Origin of the sequence: Streptomyces sp. NPDC017095 (genome assembly GCF_044332325.1) — a bacterium.
Classification (GTDB): Bacteria; Actinomycetota; Actinomycetes; order Streptomycetales; family Streptomycetaceae; genus Streptomyces.
The window spans coordinates 646,103-663,469 of record NZ_JBIROU010000002.1 but is presented as its reverse complement, the minus strand read 5'-3'; the positions used below and the strand labels follow the sequence as shown (position 1 = coordinate 663,469).

The window sequence follows — 17,367 nt, the reverse complement described above, 5'->3', positions numbered from 1 at the left end:
CGCTACGCCGGCGACAGCGCGTCCGGGGACGCGGCCTGGCCCGGGACCCGCGGCGCCGGACCGGGCATGGTCTCGCCCAGCAGCAGCGTCCGGACCACCCGCTCGGCGGCCCGCCCGTCCTCGAACTCGCAGAACCGGGCCCGGAACCGGGCCCGCAGCCGCGCCGACTCCTCGTCCCGCCAGGCGCCCGAGGCCAGCAGCCAGGCCAGGTCCCGGTAGGAGGAGGCGACATGGCCGGGCGGCTCGGCGGTGATGTCGAGGTACGCGCCCCGGCTCGCCGTGAACGCGGGCCAGTCGTCGGCGTAGATCACGATCGGCCGGTCCAGGTTGGCGTAGTCGAACATGATCGACGAGTAGTCGGTGACCAGCACGTCCGCCGCGAGCAGCACCTCCGCGAGGTGCGGCTCGTCGGTCGCGTCCACCACCACCCGGCGCCGGGCCAGCTCGGCCAGGCCCAGGCCCCGCGCCGGGCCGCTCGCCAGCGACGGGTGCAGCCGGACCACGAGCGTGCGCCCCTCGCCCAGGCCGGCCGCGAACCGGGCCAGGTCGATCCGGTCCACGAGCCCGCCCCGGCGGTAGTCCCGGCGGGTCGGCGCGTACAGCACCACCGTGTGGTCCGCCGGAATGCCGTGCCGCTCCCGGAAGCCCCCGGCCGCGCCGGGACCGCCGGGGCCGCCGTTCACCAGGACGTCGTTGCGCGGGCTGCCGGTGCGCGCCGAGGCGAAGTGGCAGGGGAAGGCCCGCTCCCAGACCAGCTCGGAGTGGCGGTTGGCGACCAGGCTGTGGTCCCAGCGGTCGGCCCGGCGCAGCATCTGCGGCACGTCGAAGCCGAGCCGGGCGCCGGGCTTGTCCAGCAGGTCGGCGCCCAGGTGCTTCAGCGGGGTGCACTGGTGGGTGTGGATGTGCACGCTGCCGGGCCGTTTGGCGAGGGAACCGGGCCAGTTGACGTCGTTGACGAAGTACTTGGCGCGCGCGGTGACCTCCAGATAGCGCCGGGAGCCGACGAGCACGTGCTCGACCCCGGCCGGCAGCGCCGCGGCCGTCTCCGCGTCCCGCACCACCCACACCCCGCGCAGGTGCGGCGCGATCTCGCGGGCCGCGGCGTACACGGCGGCCGGGTCGCCGAGCAGACCCCGGTGCGAGGACGCCGAGTACACCACCAGATGCTCGTCCAGCGGGCGGTGCGCGTGCAGCGCCGCCCAGCCGGTCCCGGCCCGCGCGGCGGCGGCCTGGCGGGCCCGGACCGCCCGCCGGGCCGCCTCCCGCCGGGCCCGCCCCGCCTGCCGCCTGATCCGGTACCCGGTCCAGGAGCCGGTCAGCACGGCGACCTCACCGTCCACCGGCGCGCCCGGCGGCCGGTGGACGCGGAACATCTCCGCCGTGCGCCGGAAGAACTCGGCCTTGTCGGCGGGCGGCAGCCGGTCCGGCTTGGCCAGGATGTCCAGGCAGTGCTCGCCCATCTTGCGGTGCAGGTACGGCCGCCACCGCGCCAGCTCCGGCCGCTCGGCCACGAACGCGAACACCCGCTCGTACTGGTCGTGGATGTCGAAGTGCTTGCGGCTGGTGGTGGACAGGATGTTGCCCTGCCGGCGCTGCCGGTAGTTCAGGCAAATCCGGTCCAGCGCGGCGATCCGGCCGGCGCTGAGCAGGACCGGGAAGGTCCAGGGCGTGTCCTCGTAGTAGCCCGGCGGGAAGGTGAAACCGTGCCGGGCGACGAACTCCCGGCGGTAGGCCTTGTTCCAGACCACCATCAGCAGGTCGAGGATCTGCGGGTACTCCGCGGCGCTGAAGGTGTCCTCGCGGGCGAGCAGGTGCGCGAGGACGTTGCGCCGGATGCCGCCCCACCAGTAGGCGCGCGCGTAGTCGAAGACCAGCACGTCCGGGTCGGCGCTCTCCGCGAGCCGGTCGGCGATCGCCTCCAGCGCGCCCGGCGTGAGGGTGTCGTCGCTGTCCAGGAAGAGCAGGTAGTCGCCGCCCGCCTCGGCCGTCCCGGCGTTCCGGGCGCGGCCGAGGCCCACGTTCTGAGGCAGGTGCAGCACCCGCACCCGCGGGTCGCGGACGGCGTACTCGTCGAGGATCGCGCCGCAGCCGTCCGGGGAGCGGTCATCCACGGCGATCAGCTCGAAGTCCCCGAAGGACTGCCCGAGCACCGAGTCCAGGCACTCGCGCAGAAAGCCCTGCACTTTGTAGCAGGGCACGATCACACTGAAGCGGGGCACGGCGGGTCAGCTCCTCACGAGGGTCGCGGCGGCGGGGGCGGGGACGCGCTCGGCGAGCGGGAGGACGGGCGGCACCGCCTCCGGCGGCTGGCCGAGCAGCACCCGCCGCACCACCCGCTCCGCGGCCCGCCCGTCGTCGAACTGGCAGAACCGCTCCCGGAACGCGGCCCGCAGCGCCCGGGCCCGGGGGCCCGCGTACGAGCCGTCGCGGAACACGGCGGCCAGCTCCCGCGGGTTCCGGGCGACCGGGCCGGGCGGCTCGGCCGGCAGGTCGAAGTAGACGCCCCGGGTCTCCCGGTAGACCTCCCAGTCGTCGGCGTAGATCACGATCGGCCGGTCCAGGTTGGCGTAGTCGAACATGATCGACGAGTAGTCGGTGACCAGCGCGTCCGCCGCCAGGCACACGTCCTCCGAGGAGCGGTGCGCGGTGACGTCGAGGACCCGGCCCGAACTCCGGCGGCGGCCCTCGTCGTAGAAGTAGTGGGCGCGCAGCAGCACGACGACGTCCTCGCCGGCCGCCTCGCAGAACGCCTCCAGGTCCAGGCCGGGGGCGAAACCGGTGTGGTGGTCGCGGTGGGTCGGCGCGTACAGCACGGCCGTCCTGCCCTCCGGGACGCCCAGTTCGCGGCGGACGCGGGCCACGTCGCGGGCGGTCGCCGTGTAGTACACGTCGTTGCGCGGATAGCCGTACTCCAGGTGCTCGTAGGAGCCGGGGAAGGCGCGTTCCCACATCTGGGTGGAGTGGCGGTTGGCGGACAGGTTGTAGTCCCAGCGGTCGACCCGGCCCAGCAGCCTGGCGAAGCTGCCGGTGCGCGCGGCCACCACCGGGTACGCCGCCTGGTCCACGCCCATCGTCTTCAGCGGGGTGCCGTGCTGGGTCTGCAGGTGCACGCTGCCGGGCCGTTTGACGACGCCCTCCGCGAAGTTCGCGTTGTTGACCAGGTACGTGGCGCGGGCCAGCACCTCCCAGTAACGGCGGGAGCCGATCACCGCGTACTCCACGTCCCCGGGGAGGGTGTGCTCCTGGCCGGCCTCCACCAGGAACACCGAGCGGATGTGCGGGGCGAGTTCGCGGGCCTTGGCGTGGATCGCGGCCGGGTTGCAGGCGTAGCCGCGCCCCCAGTAGGCGCAGTACACGGCCAGGTCGGGGTCGAGCGGGCGGCGCAGATCGCGGGCGTAGCGCAGCCGGGTGCGGGCCATGCGCGGGCGCGGCAGCCGCGCGGCGGCGCCGCCGGCCGCCTGGTTGGCGCCGCGCAGCGCGCGGAACGCGCTGTACGCGCCCGCCGCCAGCAGCCGGTGCTGCACACCGAGGCTGCCGTCCGGGACCCGGTGCCCGGCCGGCCGGTACCGCCGGTAGAGCCGGGCCGCGCGGCGGAAGAACGCCCGGTGCCCGGCGGGCAGCCGCTCGGGCCGGGACGCCGTCTTCAGCACCACGGCGAACAACTGGTCGAACAGCGGCCCGGTCCGCTCGGCCGGCAGCTCCCGCTCGGCCGCCCGGGTCAGTACGCGCTCCACCTGGTCCAGCAGGGTGCACTGGTGCGGGCCGGGCTGGTTGAGCCGGCTGCCCTGGCGGCGCGCCCGGTGCCGTACGACGGGCCGGCGCAGCACCGCGATCCGTCCGGCGGCGACGGACACCAGGCCGCCCCAGCCGAGGTCGGTGAAGTGCCCTTCGGGGAAGGCCAGAGCGTGCTCGGTGAGGAAGGCGCGGCGGTGCACGGCGCTCCACGCGGGCAGCGGGACACCGGTCAGCTCCGGCCGCTCGGCGGGGGCGAAGGCACCCTTCGGGGCGCCCGCGAGCAGCGGCCCGGCCGGGTTCGTCGGCTCGCCCTCCCACCAGGGCACCCGCTCGTGCTCGGTGTAGAGCACGTCCACGCCGGAGGTCTCCGTCAGCCGGGCGTCCAGCGCCGCGAGCGCGCCCGGCAGCAGCAGGTCGTCACCGTCCAGGAACAGCAGGTACGCGCCGTCCGCCGCCCGCATCCCGGTGTTGCGCGCCCCGCTCAGCCCGGCGGACGGCGGCGAGTGGACGACGCTCACCCGGGCGTCCCGCCCGGCGTATCCGGCGGCGACCTCGGCGGCGGGGGAGTCGGGGGCGTCGCAGACCGGGATCAGCTGGAGGTCGCCGAAGGACTGGCCGAGGACCGAGTCCAGCGCCTGGGACAGCCGGCCGGCGACCCCGTGGGACGGGACGATGATGCTGAAGCGGGGCATTGTGTTCTCTCTGTCGTCGTGCGGACGCGGCCGGGCCGTCCCGCCGGGCGCCAGGTGGACGGCCGGCTCGGGGCGGGCCGCGTCGAGCCGAGGGGCATGGGAACTCCCGGAAGCAACAACGGCGTTCAGCGGCCCCCGGTGACGGGGAGGGGACCGGGAGGTTGCTCGACGGTGGCCAGCGGGGAGCGCGCGCGGGCCGGTGGCGCCGGGCCCCGCTCGGTGAGCTGGGCGGCGAGCTGGTCGCGCACCAGGCGGCAGTCGCCGTGGGCGCGCGCGGAGTCGAAGACCGGCACGTCCGGGTCGCCGGTCTCCGCGAGCCGGTCGGCGATCGCCTCCAGCGCGCCGGGTGTGAGGGTGTCGTCGCTTTCCAGGAAGAGCAGCCGGTACACGGGGACGATGACACTGGACCTGGGCAAGGGACATCCAACGGTCGGCTCGGCGCGGGCGTACTGCCCGGGAACGCCCGGCGCGGCGACTTGGTTACGGCCCCTGCGTCATCCGGGCTACCGCCGGGGCAACGCGAAGGGGCGGGCCGCCGGCGGCCCGCCCCTCGAAGCGCCCTTGGTGTACGCCTACTTGACCGCGCCCGCCATCACTCCGGACACGAACTGCCGCTGGAACGCGAAGAACACGGCCAGCGGAATCACCATGGACAGGAACGCGCCCGGTGCCAGCACGTCGATGTTGTTGCCGAACTGCCGCACCTGGGTCTGGAGGGCGACCGTGACCGGCTGGGTGCCGGACTTGGTGAACACCAGCGCCACCAGCATGTCGTTCCACACCCACAGGAACTGGAAGATGCCGAGGCTCGCGATCGCCGGCCCGCCCAGCGGCATCACCACCCGGGCGAACAGCCGCAGTTCGCCGGCGCCGTCCAGCCGGGCCGCCTCCAGCAGCTCGCGCGGGATCTCCGCGAAGAAGTTCCGCAGCAGGAACACCGCGAACGGCAGCCCGAAACCGGTGTGGAACAGGACCACCCCGAAGATCGTCCCGAACAGCCCGATCTTCCCGAAGAGTTCGGCGATCGGGATCAGCGCCACCTGCACCGGCACCACCAGCAGGCTCACCACGCCCAGGAACCACCAGTCCCGGCCGGGGAACTCCAGCCACGCGAACGCGTACCCGGCCAGCGAGCCGATCACCACGACCAGGACGGTCGCCGGGACCGTGATCAGCACGGTGTTCAGCAGGGAGCCGGTGATATCGCCGTTCTCCAGCAGCTTCTGGTAGCTGTCGACGGTGAGCTGGGACGGCTTGGCGAACACCGTCCACCAGCCGCTCGCGCTCATGTCCTGCGGCGTGCGCAGCGAGGAGACGAGCAGACCGATCGTCGGCACCAGCCAGAACAGGCCCACGACGATCAGCACCACACGGACCAGCCCGCCGCTCAGCCGCTCCGCGATCCGGGAGCCGGCCGACTGCCGGGCCGCGGTCTTGCGGACCGGCCCGGCCTTGCCCACCTCTTCGGCGGTCACCGTCATCGCCGCACCTCCCGCCGCAGCCGACGCACGTTGAACAGCATCACCGGGATCACCAGCAGCAGCAGGAACACGGAGATCGCGCTCGCGACACCCGGGCGGCCCTCCGCGAAGCCCTTGCGGTACAGCTCCAGCGCCAGCACGTTCGCGTCGTCCTGGGAGGAGCCCGGCGCGATGATGAACACCAGGTCGAACACCTTCAGCACGTTGATCATCAAGGTGACGACCACGACCGCCAGCACCGGCGCCAGCAGCGGCACGGTGACCTTGCGGAACACCTGCCACTCGGTCGCGCCGTCCACCCGCGCCGCCTCCAGCAGTTCCCGGGGCACGCCCGCGAGCCCCGCCGCGATCAGCACCATCGCGAAGCCCGCCCACATCCACACGTACGCCCCGATGATCGCCGGGGTGACCAGCGCCGGGCCGAGCCAGCCGACGCCGTCGTACGGCTCCCGGAAGTTCTCCGCGGGCAGCCGGAGCCGGGCCCCGTCCGCCGCCGCGGGCAGCGTGAACGTGCCGTCGCCGGACGCCGTCGCGGACGCCACCACCGTGCCGTCCTTCACCGCCTCGATCCGCATCCCGGCATAGCCCACCTCGGTGGGATCGGGCGCGCCGAGCCGGCCGACGCCCTTGCCGCGGGTGAAGTCCTGCCAGGTGCTGCCGGTGATCCGGCCCGGTTCGGCGCGGGCGGCGGCCGCCTTGCGCACCCCGTCCGGCAACTGGTCGGGGGCCACCCCGACCAGCGGCAGCGCGACCGGCCGCCCGGCGTGCACGACGTCCTGGGTGACGAAGCCGCCGCCCTCGGCCACCAGCGGCGACCGACGGCCCGGGTGGGCCTTCGGGAACGCCGACGACTGCGCGAAGGTGTCGTGCACGCCCACCCACACCGCGTTCGCGACGCCCTTGTCCGGGTCCTGGTCGTACACCAGCCGGAAGATGATCCCGGCGGCCAGCATGGAGATCGCCATCGGCATGAAGACGACCAGTTTGAACGCCGTGCCCCAGCGCACCCGTTCGGTCAGCACCGCGAACACCAGGCCGAGCGCGGTGGCGACCGTCGGCGCGAACACCACCCAGATGACGTTGTTCTTCAGGGCGGTCCGGATGCCGTCGTCGGTGAACAGGGTCCGGTAGTTGTCCATCCCGGCGAAGCCGTCGCCGGAGTTGTCGTAGAAGCTGCGGACGACCGAGTACCCGATCGGGTAGACCACGAGCGCGCCGAGCAGCACCAGCGCGGGCAGCAGGAACAGCGCTGCCACGGTCTTGCGGGTGCCGGTCACGCTCTTGCGACCGCGGGGCGCGGCGGGGCCCGGTGGGGACCCCGCCGCCGCTGCCGACGCCATGGCCGGATCAGCCCCCGTTCCCGTACGCCGCCGCCGCGTCCTTCTCCAGCTTCGCCTGGGCGCCCGCGACGTCCCGCGGGTTCTTCAGGAAGTCCTGGAGGTCCTTCCACTCGCCCTTGCCGGGCGTGCCGCCGAAGGCCTGCGGCGCCTGGTCGGACATGTCGAAGCGGAAGTCGTCGCCGGCCGCGACCAGCGCCTTGGCGATCTTCTGCTGTACCGCGTTCGGATACGCCGTGAGCGGCACGTTCTTGTTCGGGGAGAGGTAACCGCCCAGCTTGGCCTGGATGGTGGCCGCGTCCGGGGAGGCGAGGAAGGTGACCAGCGCCTGCGCCGCCTTGGAGTCCTTCAGGACCACGGCCGCGTCGCCGCCGGAGACCACCGGCGCGGCCGAGCCGACGGCCGGGAACGGGAACACCTTGGCGTCCGTGCCCACCTTCGACTTGGTCTCGGCGATGTTGACCTGCACGAAGTCGCCCTCGTAGACCATCGCGGACTTCGGCTGGTCGCCGCCGGTGAACGTCTGGGTGACCGACTGCGGGAACTCCGTCTGGAGCGCGCCGTTCTGGCCGCCCGCCAGGTAGTCCTTGCGGTTCCAGAGCTGGGCGAGGGTGGTGAGCGCCTGCTTCACCGACGGATCGGTCCACTTGATCTTGTGCTGGGCGAGCTGGTCGTACTTCTCCGGGCCCGCCTGGGACAGATAGACGTTCTCGAACCAGTCGGTCAGCGGCCAGCCGTCGGCGCCGGCCACCGAGAACGGCGTGACCCCGGAGTCGTACACCGCGCGCGAGGCGGTCAGCAGGTCCTGCCAGGTCTTCGGTTCCTTCGCCCCCGCGTTCGCGAAGACCTCGGCGTTGTACCAGATCAGCGACTTGTTGGCGGCCTTGTAGTAGACGCCGTACCGCTTGCCGCCGACCGCGCCGATGTCCTGCCAGCCCTGCGAGTAGTTCTCGCCCAGCTCCTTCAGCGCCTCCGGGCCGAGCGGTTTGGCCCAGCCCTTCTGCACGGCCTGCCTGATCGCGCCGGGCTGCGGGAGCAGCGCCACGTCCGGCGGCTGGCCGCCCGCGATCTTCGACCCGAGGAAGTTGATGATCGGGTCCTGCGCGGGCACGAAGGTGACCTGCGCTCCGGTGCGCTTCTCGAACTCGGCGAGGACCTTCTTGAAGTTGGCCTGCTCACCACCGGTCCAGACGGCGGCCACCTCCAGTCTGGCGCCGTCCAGCTTCGGCAGGGTGACCGTGGACCCGGTGGTCCCGCCGCTCTCCTGCCCGGTTCCCCTCTCGCCGTCGTCGCCGTCGCCGCCGGAGCAGGCGGAGAGCGCCAGGGCTCCCGCGAGCAGGGCGGCGACCGCGGTGACGGCCCTGTGGGTGTGGAACGTGTTGCTCTTGCTGCGCATCACTTCCCCGTTCGTCGTTCTTCGTTGAACGCGCGTTGAACGTATGAACTCTGTCCCGTGCGGTCCGGTCTACGCCGGGCCGCTCCGGGCGGGCAAGAGCACCTGCGGCACGGACCGGTGCATCGTGATCGGCTCGTGACCAGCGGTGTATGCGCACCGGTTTCCGGGAGCCGGCGCGGACGGCTCCGGCGGCCGGTTACAGCAGGGACGGCACCTCGGCCGCCGCGACCTGCCGGGCCGCCCGCTCCACCGCGCTCGCCAGCAGGGCCAGGTCGGTCGGGCCGTTGCCCAGCTCCCGCACGGGCCGGCGGGCCGGCGGATCGCCCATGCGCTGCCAGTCCAGCGGGACCACCGTGGGCCGCTGGGTCGCGGTACGCGGGATACGGCCGGTCACCCGGCCGCCCTGGAAGGCCACGGCCCGCCCGTCCGCGTACGCCAGCCTGCCCCGCCCCGGCGCCGGCTGGTCCGGCCCCGGCTGCGGCGCCTCCAGCACCACCCGCAGGGCCGCCCGGCGGGCCGGCTCCGACTCCGCCGTCCGGCCGTCGGCCCCGGCCGCCGCCACCAGGTGCACCCCGAGCCGCTCGCCCTCGCGGGCCACCGCCTCCAGCGCCCGTATCACCGAGCCGGCGGCCGGCCGGCCCGGCGAGCCGAGCGCCGGCGAGACCAGCGCGTCCAGGTCGTCGACGACGACCACCAGCCGGGGCAGCGGCGGGACCGCCCCGGCGCGCTGCCGGGCCGCCGCGCCCGGCCGCAGCCGCAGGGTGGAGCTGGGCGGCGACTCTATGTCCCCGGAGGCGGTGCCGCCGGGGGCGGTGCGCTGGGCCACCATCCGGCCGGACACCTCCCGCCCCGCGTGCCAGTCGGTGAAGTCCGTCCGGCCCAGCAGCTCCGCCCGGCGCTTCAGCTCGGCGCTCAGCGACTGGGCGAACTCCCGCATGCGCACCGGGTCGTTGGCGATCAGGTGGGTGGTCGCGTGCGGGATGTCCGTGCACAGGCGCAGGCCCTCGTCCCCGCCGGCGCCGATCCCGTCCCGGCCGTCGAGCAGCACCACGGCCAGCCGGTCCGGCCGCTCGGCGGCGGCCAGCGCGGCGACCACGGTCCGCAGCAGCTCGGTACGGCCGCTGCCGGGCGGGCCCTCGATCAGCAGGTGCGGGCCGTCGGCCACCAGGTCGACGGTGACCGGGCCGCGCGGTCCGGCGCCGAGCACCGCCCGGGCCCGGCCGCCCGGCGACTCGGTGTCGTCCGCCGCGTCCGCCCAGCGCGCCATCAGCGACGCCGGGGTGGCGCGGGCCAGGCCCAGCTCGTCCAGGAGCCGCGCCGAGCGGGGCAGCGGCGTGGCCACGCGCGCGTGCGGCTCGCCGGCCGGGCCGTCCGGGCGCAGCGGCGCCAGCGCCCGCGCGAAGCGTTCCGCCCAGGCGGCGGAGATGGCGTCGACGGTGGCGTGCGTACCGGGGCCGACCGGGCCGCCCGGCGCGACCCGCAGCAGGTGCAGCGCGGCGGCGACGTCCCCGCTGAGCAGCGCGACGGCACCGCAGTGCCGGAAGGCGGGCGTCACCGCGCAGGCCGCCTCGTACGTCCGCGGCACCGGGGAGGAAGGGGAGGCGGGCTCGGTCTCGGCCAGGCACAGCAGATGGATCCCGGCCCGCGGTCCGGCCACGGCCAGCCGCGCGAGGGCGTCCCGCAACGCGGTGCCGCCGGGATCACCGTCCACGACGACGACGGTGAACGGGCCCGGGAAGCGGCCGGCACGCGGGTCCCCGCCGGTCGCGGTGCTGTCCGGGGCCGGACGGCCGGCGGTGCGCGCGGCGGCCGGGTTTCCGGCCCCGTGGTCCCGGGGGCCGGCGGGCACGCGGGGGGCGGGACCGGCGAGGGCGCCGCGCGGGTCCGCCGGGCCGCCGGGGGCCGTGCCGGGGACGGGCAGACCCGGCAGACCCGGACCCGCGGCGCGCGGGCCGTACGGGCCGTGCGCGGGATCGGCGGGGGCCGGGCGGCCGGCGGTCCGGGAGGGCGTGCCCGGCGCGGGGACGCCGGGTGCGGGGAAGCCTGGTGCGGGTGGGCCGGCCGGACCCGGTGCCGCGGTCCGGGCCGGGGTGCCGGCCGCCGGGAAGGAGCGCGCGGGGTCCTCGGGCTCCGCGGGGTGCGGTGCCGGGCGGGCCGACGGCCGGTCCGTCGCCGCTTGGTCCTCCACCCGGCGCAGCAGCTCCTCCACCCGCGCCGCCGCCTGCTCGCGGTCGTAGGCCAGCAGCAGACGGCAGTCCTGGCCGTGGCCCGGCCGCACCTGCGGGAGCCAGCCGAGCCAGGCCCACTCCGCCGTGCGGTCCGCCACCGGACGGGCGCGGTCCGCGCTGATCAGCACGATCTCCAGCAGGTCGGGGGAGTGCAGCGCGGCGAGCTGGGCCAGCACCGCGCGGGCCAGCCCGGACAGCCGGGGGCGCGGCCCGGCCAGGCCCAGCGCGCCCGCCTCGCGGAGCGCGGCGGTCACCGGCACGGCCGGCAGCGGGCCCGAGCCGTCCGGCGCGCTCCGGTCGGCCGTGCCGAGCCGCACCGTCAGCGCCTCCGGATGGCCGGGCCCCCGCTCCCACAGCCGGGGCCCGGGGCCGAGCGCCGTCAGCAGCAGGGCGGCCGGGTCCGGCCAGGTCTCCGGCTGCCGCGCGGGTCCGGCCGGCGGGACGTCACCGGCCGGGACGGCCGTGCCCTCGTACGGCGCGGTCCCGGCGGTCTGCTCCCCGCGCCCGCCGGCCAGCCGCCGGGCCCAGGCGCCGAGCCCCCGCCGCAGCCCGCCCTGCGGGGCGCCGGCCGGCTCGGGACGGGTGCCCTGCGGGGCGTCGGCGGGGCCGGGACGGCCACCGGAGAAAGGATCGGAAGTGTGCGTGATATCCGGATAGTCGGGGAAGTCCGTACCCCTGACCGGGGTGCCTTTGCGGCCGCCCGCGCGTACGTCCTCGCCGTCCGGCCCGCCGCCGTACGCCGCCGTGGGGGCCCCGCCCGGCCCGCCGGCCCCGAAGCGCCCCGCGTGCGTGTCGCCGCCGGACCCCGTGCCGGGCGCACCGGAGCCCGCGCCGTGGCTCTCCACGCTCGGCGCCCCGGCCTGTCCCGGCACCAGCGGCGCCGCGCCGCGCCGATGCTCCCGGCCGGCGGGGGCGTAGGGGCCATAGGCGTGCCGCGTACGGCCCGAGGGACCCGCGGCGCCGGCCCGCGCCCCGGACGCCTGCCCGCCGGCACCCGTTCCCGCTCCGCCGGGGCCGCCCGCGCGCGAGCCGTCCGCACCCGGCGCGTCCGCGTCCGCGCCGCCCGCCGGCACCCGTACGCAGCCCTCTCCGTCGGGCACCGTGCGGACCCGTATCCCGGGGCCGCCGGACGGGGTGACCCGCAGGGCGGACTCGCCGATCCGCAGCAGCGCCCCGGCCGGGAACCGCACCGGCCGCTCGGTCACCCGGGTGCCGTCCAGGACCGTGCCGTTGGTGGAGCCGAGGTCGGCGACCGAGACACGGCCGTCGGCGCCGACGGTGACCGCGCAGTGCAGCCGGGAGACGTCGGGGTCGTCCAGCGGGACGTCGGCGTCGGCGGAGCGGCCCACGGTGATCCGGCCGCCGTGCAGCAGGTGGACCCCGCCCGCGTCCGGCCCGGCGACCACGTGCAGCCGGGTCGGCGCCTCGTCCAGCTCGGGATGCGGCTCGGGGGCCGCCGGGACGCCCAGGGACAGCACCGCGCCGTCGACCAGCGGCGGCTCGCCGAGCGTGCACCGGCGCGGATCGAGCCGCTCGGCGCCCGCGTACAGCACCACGGCACCGCCGGCCTCCCGGCCCGCGCCGCTCTCGCCGGTGACCGCCCCGGCCAGCGCCGACGCGACCGCGGCCAGCTCCGTGCCCACGGGCGCCGTGACCAGCACGTCCCGGCACGCGGTGCGGCCCCGCTGCGGATGCGGACCGAGCGGGTCTACGACGGTCAGCCGGATCTGCATCGGCGTCAGCGGTCCCTTCTGCGCGGGTCTGCGCGGGCGCGGACTTCCCCCCACCCCCACACGAGCACGTCGGCCAGTAGCCGCTGAGCCGTCCCAGCAGGCTGCTGGAGGCATCCTCGCACCTGCCGCCGACAACGCGCCCCGAACCCGGCAACAAGTGATCTTGATTGGTCGGCTCTGCCCCCAAAAATGCCGGACCCGTGCACCGCCGGCGATCAGTTGAGATCGGTCACGTCCGGCCCCGGCAACCACGCGCCCGCGACCCGCGTCTTTCCGTCGAAACCCCGTGCCGGCGCCCCCGGACATGCCCGGCAACGCGTGGGTGGCGCCCCGAAAGGCGGCACTACAGTGGGGCGGAACACCGGCAAGCACCGGGAAACGCAGGCAGCGAGCAAGCGAACAACAGCAACCAGCAGGGAGCGCGTGACGTGCGGCCAGTCGGCAGCAAGTACCTGCTTGAGGAGCCGCTCGGACGCGGCGCCACAGGCACCGTCTGGCGTGCCCGCCAGAGGGAGACCGCGGGCGCCGAGGCGGCCGTGCCCGGCCAGCCGGGGGAGACGGTCGCGATCAAGGTCCTCAAGGAGGAGCTGGCGAGCGACCCGGACATCGTGATGCGCTTCCTGCGTGAGCGCTCCGTCCTGCTCCGGCTCACCCACCCGAACATCGTCCGGGTCCGCGACCTGGTCGTCGAGGGCGACCTGCTGGCCCTGGTCATGGATCTCGTCGACGGCCCGGACCTGCACCGCTACCTGCGCGAGAACGGCCCCTTCACCCCCGTCGCCGCCGCCCTGCTGACCGCCCAGATCGCCGACGCCCTCGCCGCGAGCCACGCCGACGGCGTCGTCCACCGGGACCTGAAGCCCGCCAACGTGCTGCTGAAGCAGCAGAGCGGCGAGATGCACCCGATGCTGACCGACTTCGGCATCGCCCGCCTCGCCGACTCGCCGGGCCTGACCCGCACCCACGAGTTCGTCGGCACGCCCGCGTACGTCGCCCCGGAGTCCGCCGAGGGCCGCCCGCAGACCTCCGCCGTCGACATCTACGGCGCCGGCATCCTGCTGTACGAGCTGGTCACCGGCCGGCCGCCGTTCTCCGGCGGCAGCGCCCTGGAGGTGCTGCACCAGCACCTGAGCGCCGAGCCGCGCCGCCCGTCCACCGTCCCGGACCCGCTGTGGACGGTCATAGAGCGCTGCCTGCGCAAGGACCCCGGGCAGCGGCCGAGCGCCGAGAACCTCGCGCGCGGCCTGCGGGTCGTCGCCGAGGGCGTCGGCGTGCACGCGGACGCCGCGCGGATCGCCGCCGCCGACGCCGTGGGCGCGCTGCTCGCGCCCGACCCGGCGCCGGCCGCCGTCCCGGGCGTGCCCGGGGCCGCCGACCCCACCCAGGTGCTGCCGGCGAACGCGCCGCAGGGGGCGTACGACCCGGACGGCGCGACCAGCGTGCTGCCGCACACCGGCGGCCCGGCCGGCGCCGCCGACCCCACCGCCGTCCTGCCGCACACGGGCGCCGCGGACCCGACGGCCGTCCTGCCGCCCGTGCCCCAGGGCCAGCCCGGCCAGCAGGGCCCGTACGGCCAGGAGGGGCAGGACGGGCAGCAGCCCGGGCAGCCGCATCCCTGGCAGTCGCAGCTCCGCGCCGCCCGCGACCGCAACGAGCAGACGCAGATCCAGTACCTGGACCCGGACGAGGACCCGCTGCGCCGCCGGCCCCAGCGGCAGGTCGCCCGCCCCCAGCAGCAGCCGCGCCCGGCCCCGCAGCCCCGCCCGCAGCAGCCCCAGCCGCGCGGCCGGCAGCAGCAGGCACCGGGCTACGGCTCCCCGCAGCAGCAGTCCCCGCGGTACTCCACCCCGCAGCCGCCGCAGCCCGCCCAGCAGCCTCAGCGGTACGCGCCGCCGGCCCCGGCCGAGCCGCGGCGGCCCGCGCGCGAGCCCCGCGCGCCGCGGCAGCGCGGCGCCAACCCGATGAAGATCCCCGGTCTGGGCTGTCTGAAGGGCTGCCTGTTCACGATCGTCATCCTGGTGGTCGCGAGCTGGCTGGTCTGGGAGCTGACCCCGCTCCAGGACTGGATCGGCACCGGCAAGGGCTACTGGGACCAGCTCAGCGACTGGGCGGGCCGGCTGGGCGACTGGCTGAACAACCTGGGCGGCTCCTCGGGCGGCAACTGACCGCCGGTTCGGAGATTTGTCGACATCTGCCGGGTGATTTCCGCCTCCGCGGTGAAGGTTGGCTCGTCGGACGCGTAGTTTTGGCGACAACACGCGTCTGTAGGAGCAGTCTTGGCACGGAAGATCGGCAGCCGGTACACCGCGCACCAGATCCTGGGGCGGGGGAGCGCCGGGACGGTGTGGCTCGGCGAGGGACCGGACGGCCCCGTCGCCATCAAGCTGCTGCGCGAGGACCTCGCCTCCGACCAGGAACTCGTCGGACGCTTCGTCCAGGAGCGCACCGCGCTGCTCGGCCTGGAACACCCGCACATCGTCACCGTGCGGGACCTGGTCGTCGACGGCAACGACCTGGCCCTGGTCATGGACCTGGTGCGCGGCACCGACCTGCGCACCCGGCTGGAACGGGAGCGGCGGCTCGCGCCCGAGGCGGCCGTGGCGATCGTCGCCGACGTCGCCGACGCGCTGGCCGCGGCCCACGCGGCCGGGATCGTCCACCGGGACGTCAAGCCCGAGAACGTCCTGCTGGACATGCAGGGCCCGCTCGGCCCGGGCGGCGCCCATCCGGCCCTGCTCACCGACTTCGGCGTCGCCAAGCTGATCGACTCGCCGAAGCGGACCCGCGCCACGAAGATCATCGGTACGCCGGACTACCTCGCCCCGGAGATCGTGGAGGGTCTGCCGCCGCGCGCCGCGGTCGACATCTACGCGCTGGCGACGGTCCTGTACGAGCTGCTGGCCGGCTTCACGCCGTTCGGCGGCGGCCACCCGGGCGCGGTGCTGCGCCGGCACGTCACCGAGACCGTCGTACCGCTCCCCGGCATCCCCGAGGAGCTGTGGCAGCTGCTGGTGCAGTGCCTGGCGAAGGCCCCCGCCTCCCGGCTGCGCGCCTCGGAGCTGGCGGCGCGGCTGCGCGAGCAGCTCCCGCTGCTGGCCGGGCTGCCGCCGCTGGACGTGGACGAGCCGGGCCTCGCCGAGGACGAGGAGCCCGAGGAGCCCGCACCGGCGGCCTCCCCGGCGGGCACGCCGGTACGGCGGCGCGGCGCGGTGTCCCTGGTGCCCGGGGCCAGGCCGGACTCCAACCGGGACACGCACACGTCGATGCGGGTGCCGGGACCGGACGAGCTGGCCGGCGGCGCCCACGGAACCGCGCGCGCCCCGCGCGCCACCGGCGCCCCGCGCCCCGGCTCGGCCCGCCACCGCGCCACGGTGCGGCGCCGCCGGATCACGCTGAGCGTGGCGGGAGCGGCCGTGGCGGCCCTCGTGGGCGTCGGAGCCTGGTGGGCGTCCACCGGCCAGGACCCGGAACCGCCCCGTCCGCCCCAGAGCACGGCGACCCCCTGATCCCGCCCCGCCCGCCGAGCCGGGCGGGAGCGGACGAGGAGGGCGGCGGGAGGCGCCCGCGGCCGGCGGCGGAACGAAGCGCTCACTGGGTGCCCGGCGGAGCCGTTACGCTGGAGGCGTGGCAGTCGTCGATGTATCCGAAGAGCTGAAGTCCCTCTCCTCGACCATGGAGTCGATCGAGGCCGTCCTGGACCTCGACAAGATGAGGGCAGATATCGCCGTGCTCGAGGAGCAGGCGGCCGCGCCGTCCCTGTGGGACAACCCGGACGAGGCGCAGAAGGTCACCAGCAAGCTCTCCCACCTCCAGGCCGAGGTCAGGAAGGCGGAGGCGCTGCGCGGCCGGATCGACGACCTCGCGGTCCTGTTCGAGATGGCCGAGGAGGAGGACGACTCGGACACCCGTGCCGAGGCCGAGTCCGAGCTGGTCTCCGTGCGCAAGGCGCTGGACGAGATGGAGGTCCGCACCCTCCTGTCCAACGAGTACGACTCCCGCGAGGCGCTCGTCAACATCCGCGCCGAGGCCGGTGGCGTCGACGCCGCCGACTTCGCCGAGAAGCTCCAGCGCATGTACCTGCGCTGGGCCGAGCAGCGCGGCTACAAGACCGAGCTGATCGAGACGTCGTACGCCGAAGAGGCCGGCATCAAGTCGACCACCTTCGCCGTCCAGGCGCCGTACGCCTACGGCACCCTCTCCGTCGAGCAGGGCACGCACCGCCTGGTGCGCATCTCGCCCTACGACAACCAGGGCCGCCGCCAGACCTCCTTCGCCGGTGTCGAGGTGCTGCCCGTCGTCGAGCAGTCCGACCACGTCGAGATCGACGAGAGCGAGCTGCGGATCGACGTCTACCGGTCCTCCGGGCCCGGCGGCCAGGGCGTGAACACGACGGACTCCGCGGTCCGCATCACCCACCTGCCCACCGGCATCGTCGTCTCCTGTCAGAACGAGCGGTCGCAGATCCAGAACAAGGCCACCGCGATGAACGTCCTCCAGGCCAAGCTGCTGGAGCGGCGCCGGCAGGAGGAGCAGGCCAAGATGGACGCCCTCAAGGGCGACGGCGGCAACTCCTGGGGCAACCAGATGCGTTCCTATGTGCTGCACCCGTACCAGATGGTCAAGGACCTGCGCACCGACTTCGAGGTGGGCAACCCGGAGGCCGTGTTCAACGGCGAGATCGACGGGTTCCTGGAGGCCGGAATTCGCTGGCGCAAGCAGCAGGAGAAGTAACTTTGTCGACATGACAACTGCCGTCCCGTGGACG

General features: G+C 75.2%; 9 protein-coding genes and 1 pseudogene. 3 read left to right on the top strand and 7 right to left on the bottom strand.

The annotated features are described in order from the left end of the window. Positions 1-2: 2 nt before the first annotated feature. The 7 genes and pseudogenes from ACH4OA_RS05990 to ACH4OA_RS05960 form a co-directional block, all read right to left on the bottom strand. Positions 3-2,219 (bottom strand): CDP-glycerol glycerophosphotransferase family protein, encoded by a 2,217-nt coding sequence (locus tag ACH4OA_RS05990; protein ID WP_397967822.1) that lies wholly within the window; start codon positions 2,217-2,219, stop codon positions 3-5. Between the two features lie 6 nt (positions 2,220-2,225). Next, the gene (locus ACH4OA_RS05985) at positions 2,226-4,427 is read right to left on the bottom strand and encodes a CDP-glycerol glycerophosphotransferase family protein (RefSeq protein WP_397947384.1); all 2,202 of its coding nucleotides are present in this window, start codon (positions 4,425-4,427) and stop codon (positions 2,226-2,228) included. A gap of 200 nt (positions 4,428-4,627) precedes the next feature. Next, positions 4,628-4,807: pseudogene (locus ACH4OA_RS05980) on the bottom strand (hypothetical protein); the annotation flags it as partial. A 192-nt stretch (positions 4,808-4,999) separates the two neighbouring features. Further along, positions 5,000-5,908 (bottom strand): carbohydrate ABC transporter permease, encoded by a 909-nt coding sequence (locus ACH4OA_RS05975; RefSeq protein ID WP_397941271.1) that lies wholly within the window; start codon positions 5,906-5,908, stop codon positions 5,000-5,002. Next, entirely contained in the window at positions 5,905-7,185 is a 1,281-nt protein-coding gene (locus tag ACH4OA_RS05970; protein ID WP_397941269.1) for a carbohydrate ABC transporter permease, read from the bottom strand. Before ACH4OA_RS05970 ends, ACH4OA_RS05975 begins: the two co-directional genes overlap by 4 nt. 70 nt (positions 7,186-7,255) lie before the next feature. Beyond that, a complete protein-coding gene (locus ACH4OA_RS05965; protein ID WP_397947382.1) occupies positions 7,256-8,641 on the bottom strand; it encodes an ABC transporter substrate-binding protein in 1,386 nt (461 codons plus the stop codon). A gap of 196 nt (positions 8,642-8,837) precedes the next feature. Further along, positions 8,838-12,602: an FHA domain-containing protein gene (locus tag ACH4OA_RS05960; protein ID WP_397967820.1), complete on the bottom strand. Its 3,765-nt coding sequence runs from the start codon at positions 12,600-12,602 to the stop codon at positions 8,838-8,840. 428 nt (positions 12,603-13,030) lie between these two features. Here ACH4OA_RS05960 and ACH4OA_RS05955 point away from each other — a divergent pair, with 428 nt between their 5' ends. From ACH4OA_RS05955 to prfB, 3 genes are all read left to right on the top strand, one after another. Beyond that, entirely contained in the window at positions 13,031-14,767 is a 1,737-nt protein-coding gene (locus tag ACH4OA_RS05955; RefSeq protein ID WP_397967818.1) for a serine/threonine-protein kinase, read from the top strand. 111 nt (positions 14,768-14,878) lie between these two features. After that, positions 14,879-16,108 (top strand): serine/threonine-protein kinase, encoded by a 1,230-nt coding sequence (locus ACH4OA_RS05950; RefSeq protein ID WP_397941262.1) that lies wholly within the window; start codon positions 14,879-14,881, stop codon positions 16,106-16,108. A gap of 118 nt (positions 16,109-16,226) precedes the next feature. After that, positions 16,227-17,333: a peptide chain release factor 2 gene (gene prfB / locus ACH4OA_RS05945; protein WP_365871549.1), complete on the top strand. Its 1,107-nt coding sequence runs from the start codon at positions 16,227-16,229 to the stop codon at positions 17,331-17,333. Positions 17,334-17,367: the final 34 nt, after the last annotated feature.

Coding starts and splice junctions, on each gene's coding strand:
- ACH4OA_RS05975 (WP_397941271.1), bottom strand. CDS start 5,908: ATGACGGTGACCGCCGAAGAGGTGGGCAAGGCCGGGCCGGTCCGCAAG.
- ACH4OA_RS05965 (WP_397947382.1), bottom strand. CDS start 8,641: ATGCGCAGCAAGAGCAACACGTTCCACACCCACAGGGCCGTCACCGCG.
- ACH4OA_RS05985 (WP_397947384.1), bottom strand. CDS start 4,427: ATGCCCCGCTTCAGCATCATCGTCCCGTCCCACGGGGTCGCCGGCCGG.
- ACH4OA_RS05960 (WP_397967820.1), bottom strand. CDS start 12,602: ATGCAGATCCGGCTGACCGTCGTAGACCCGCTCGGTCCGCATCCGCAG.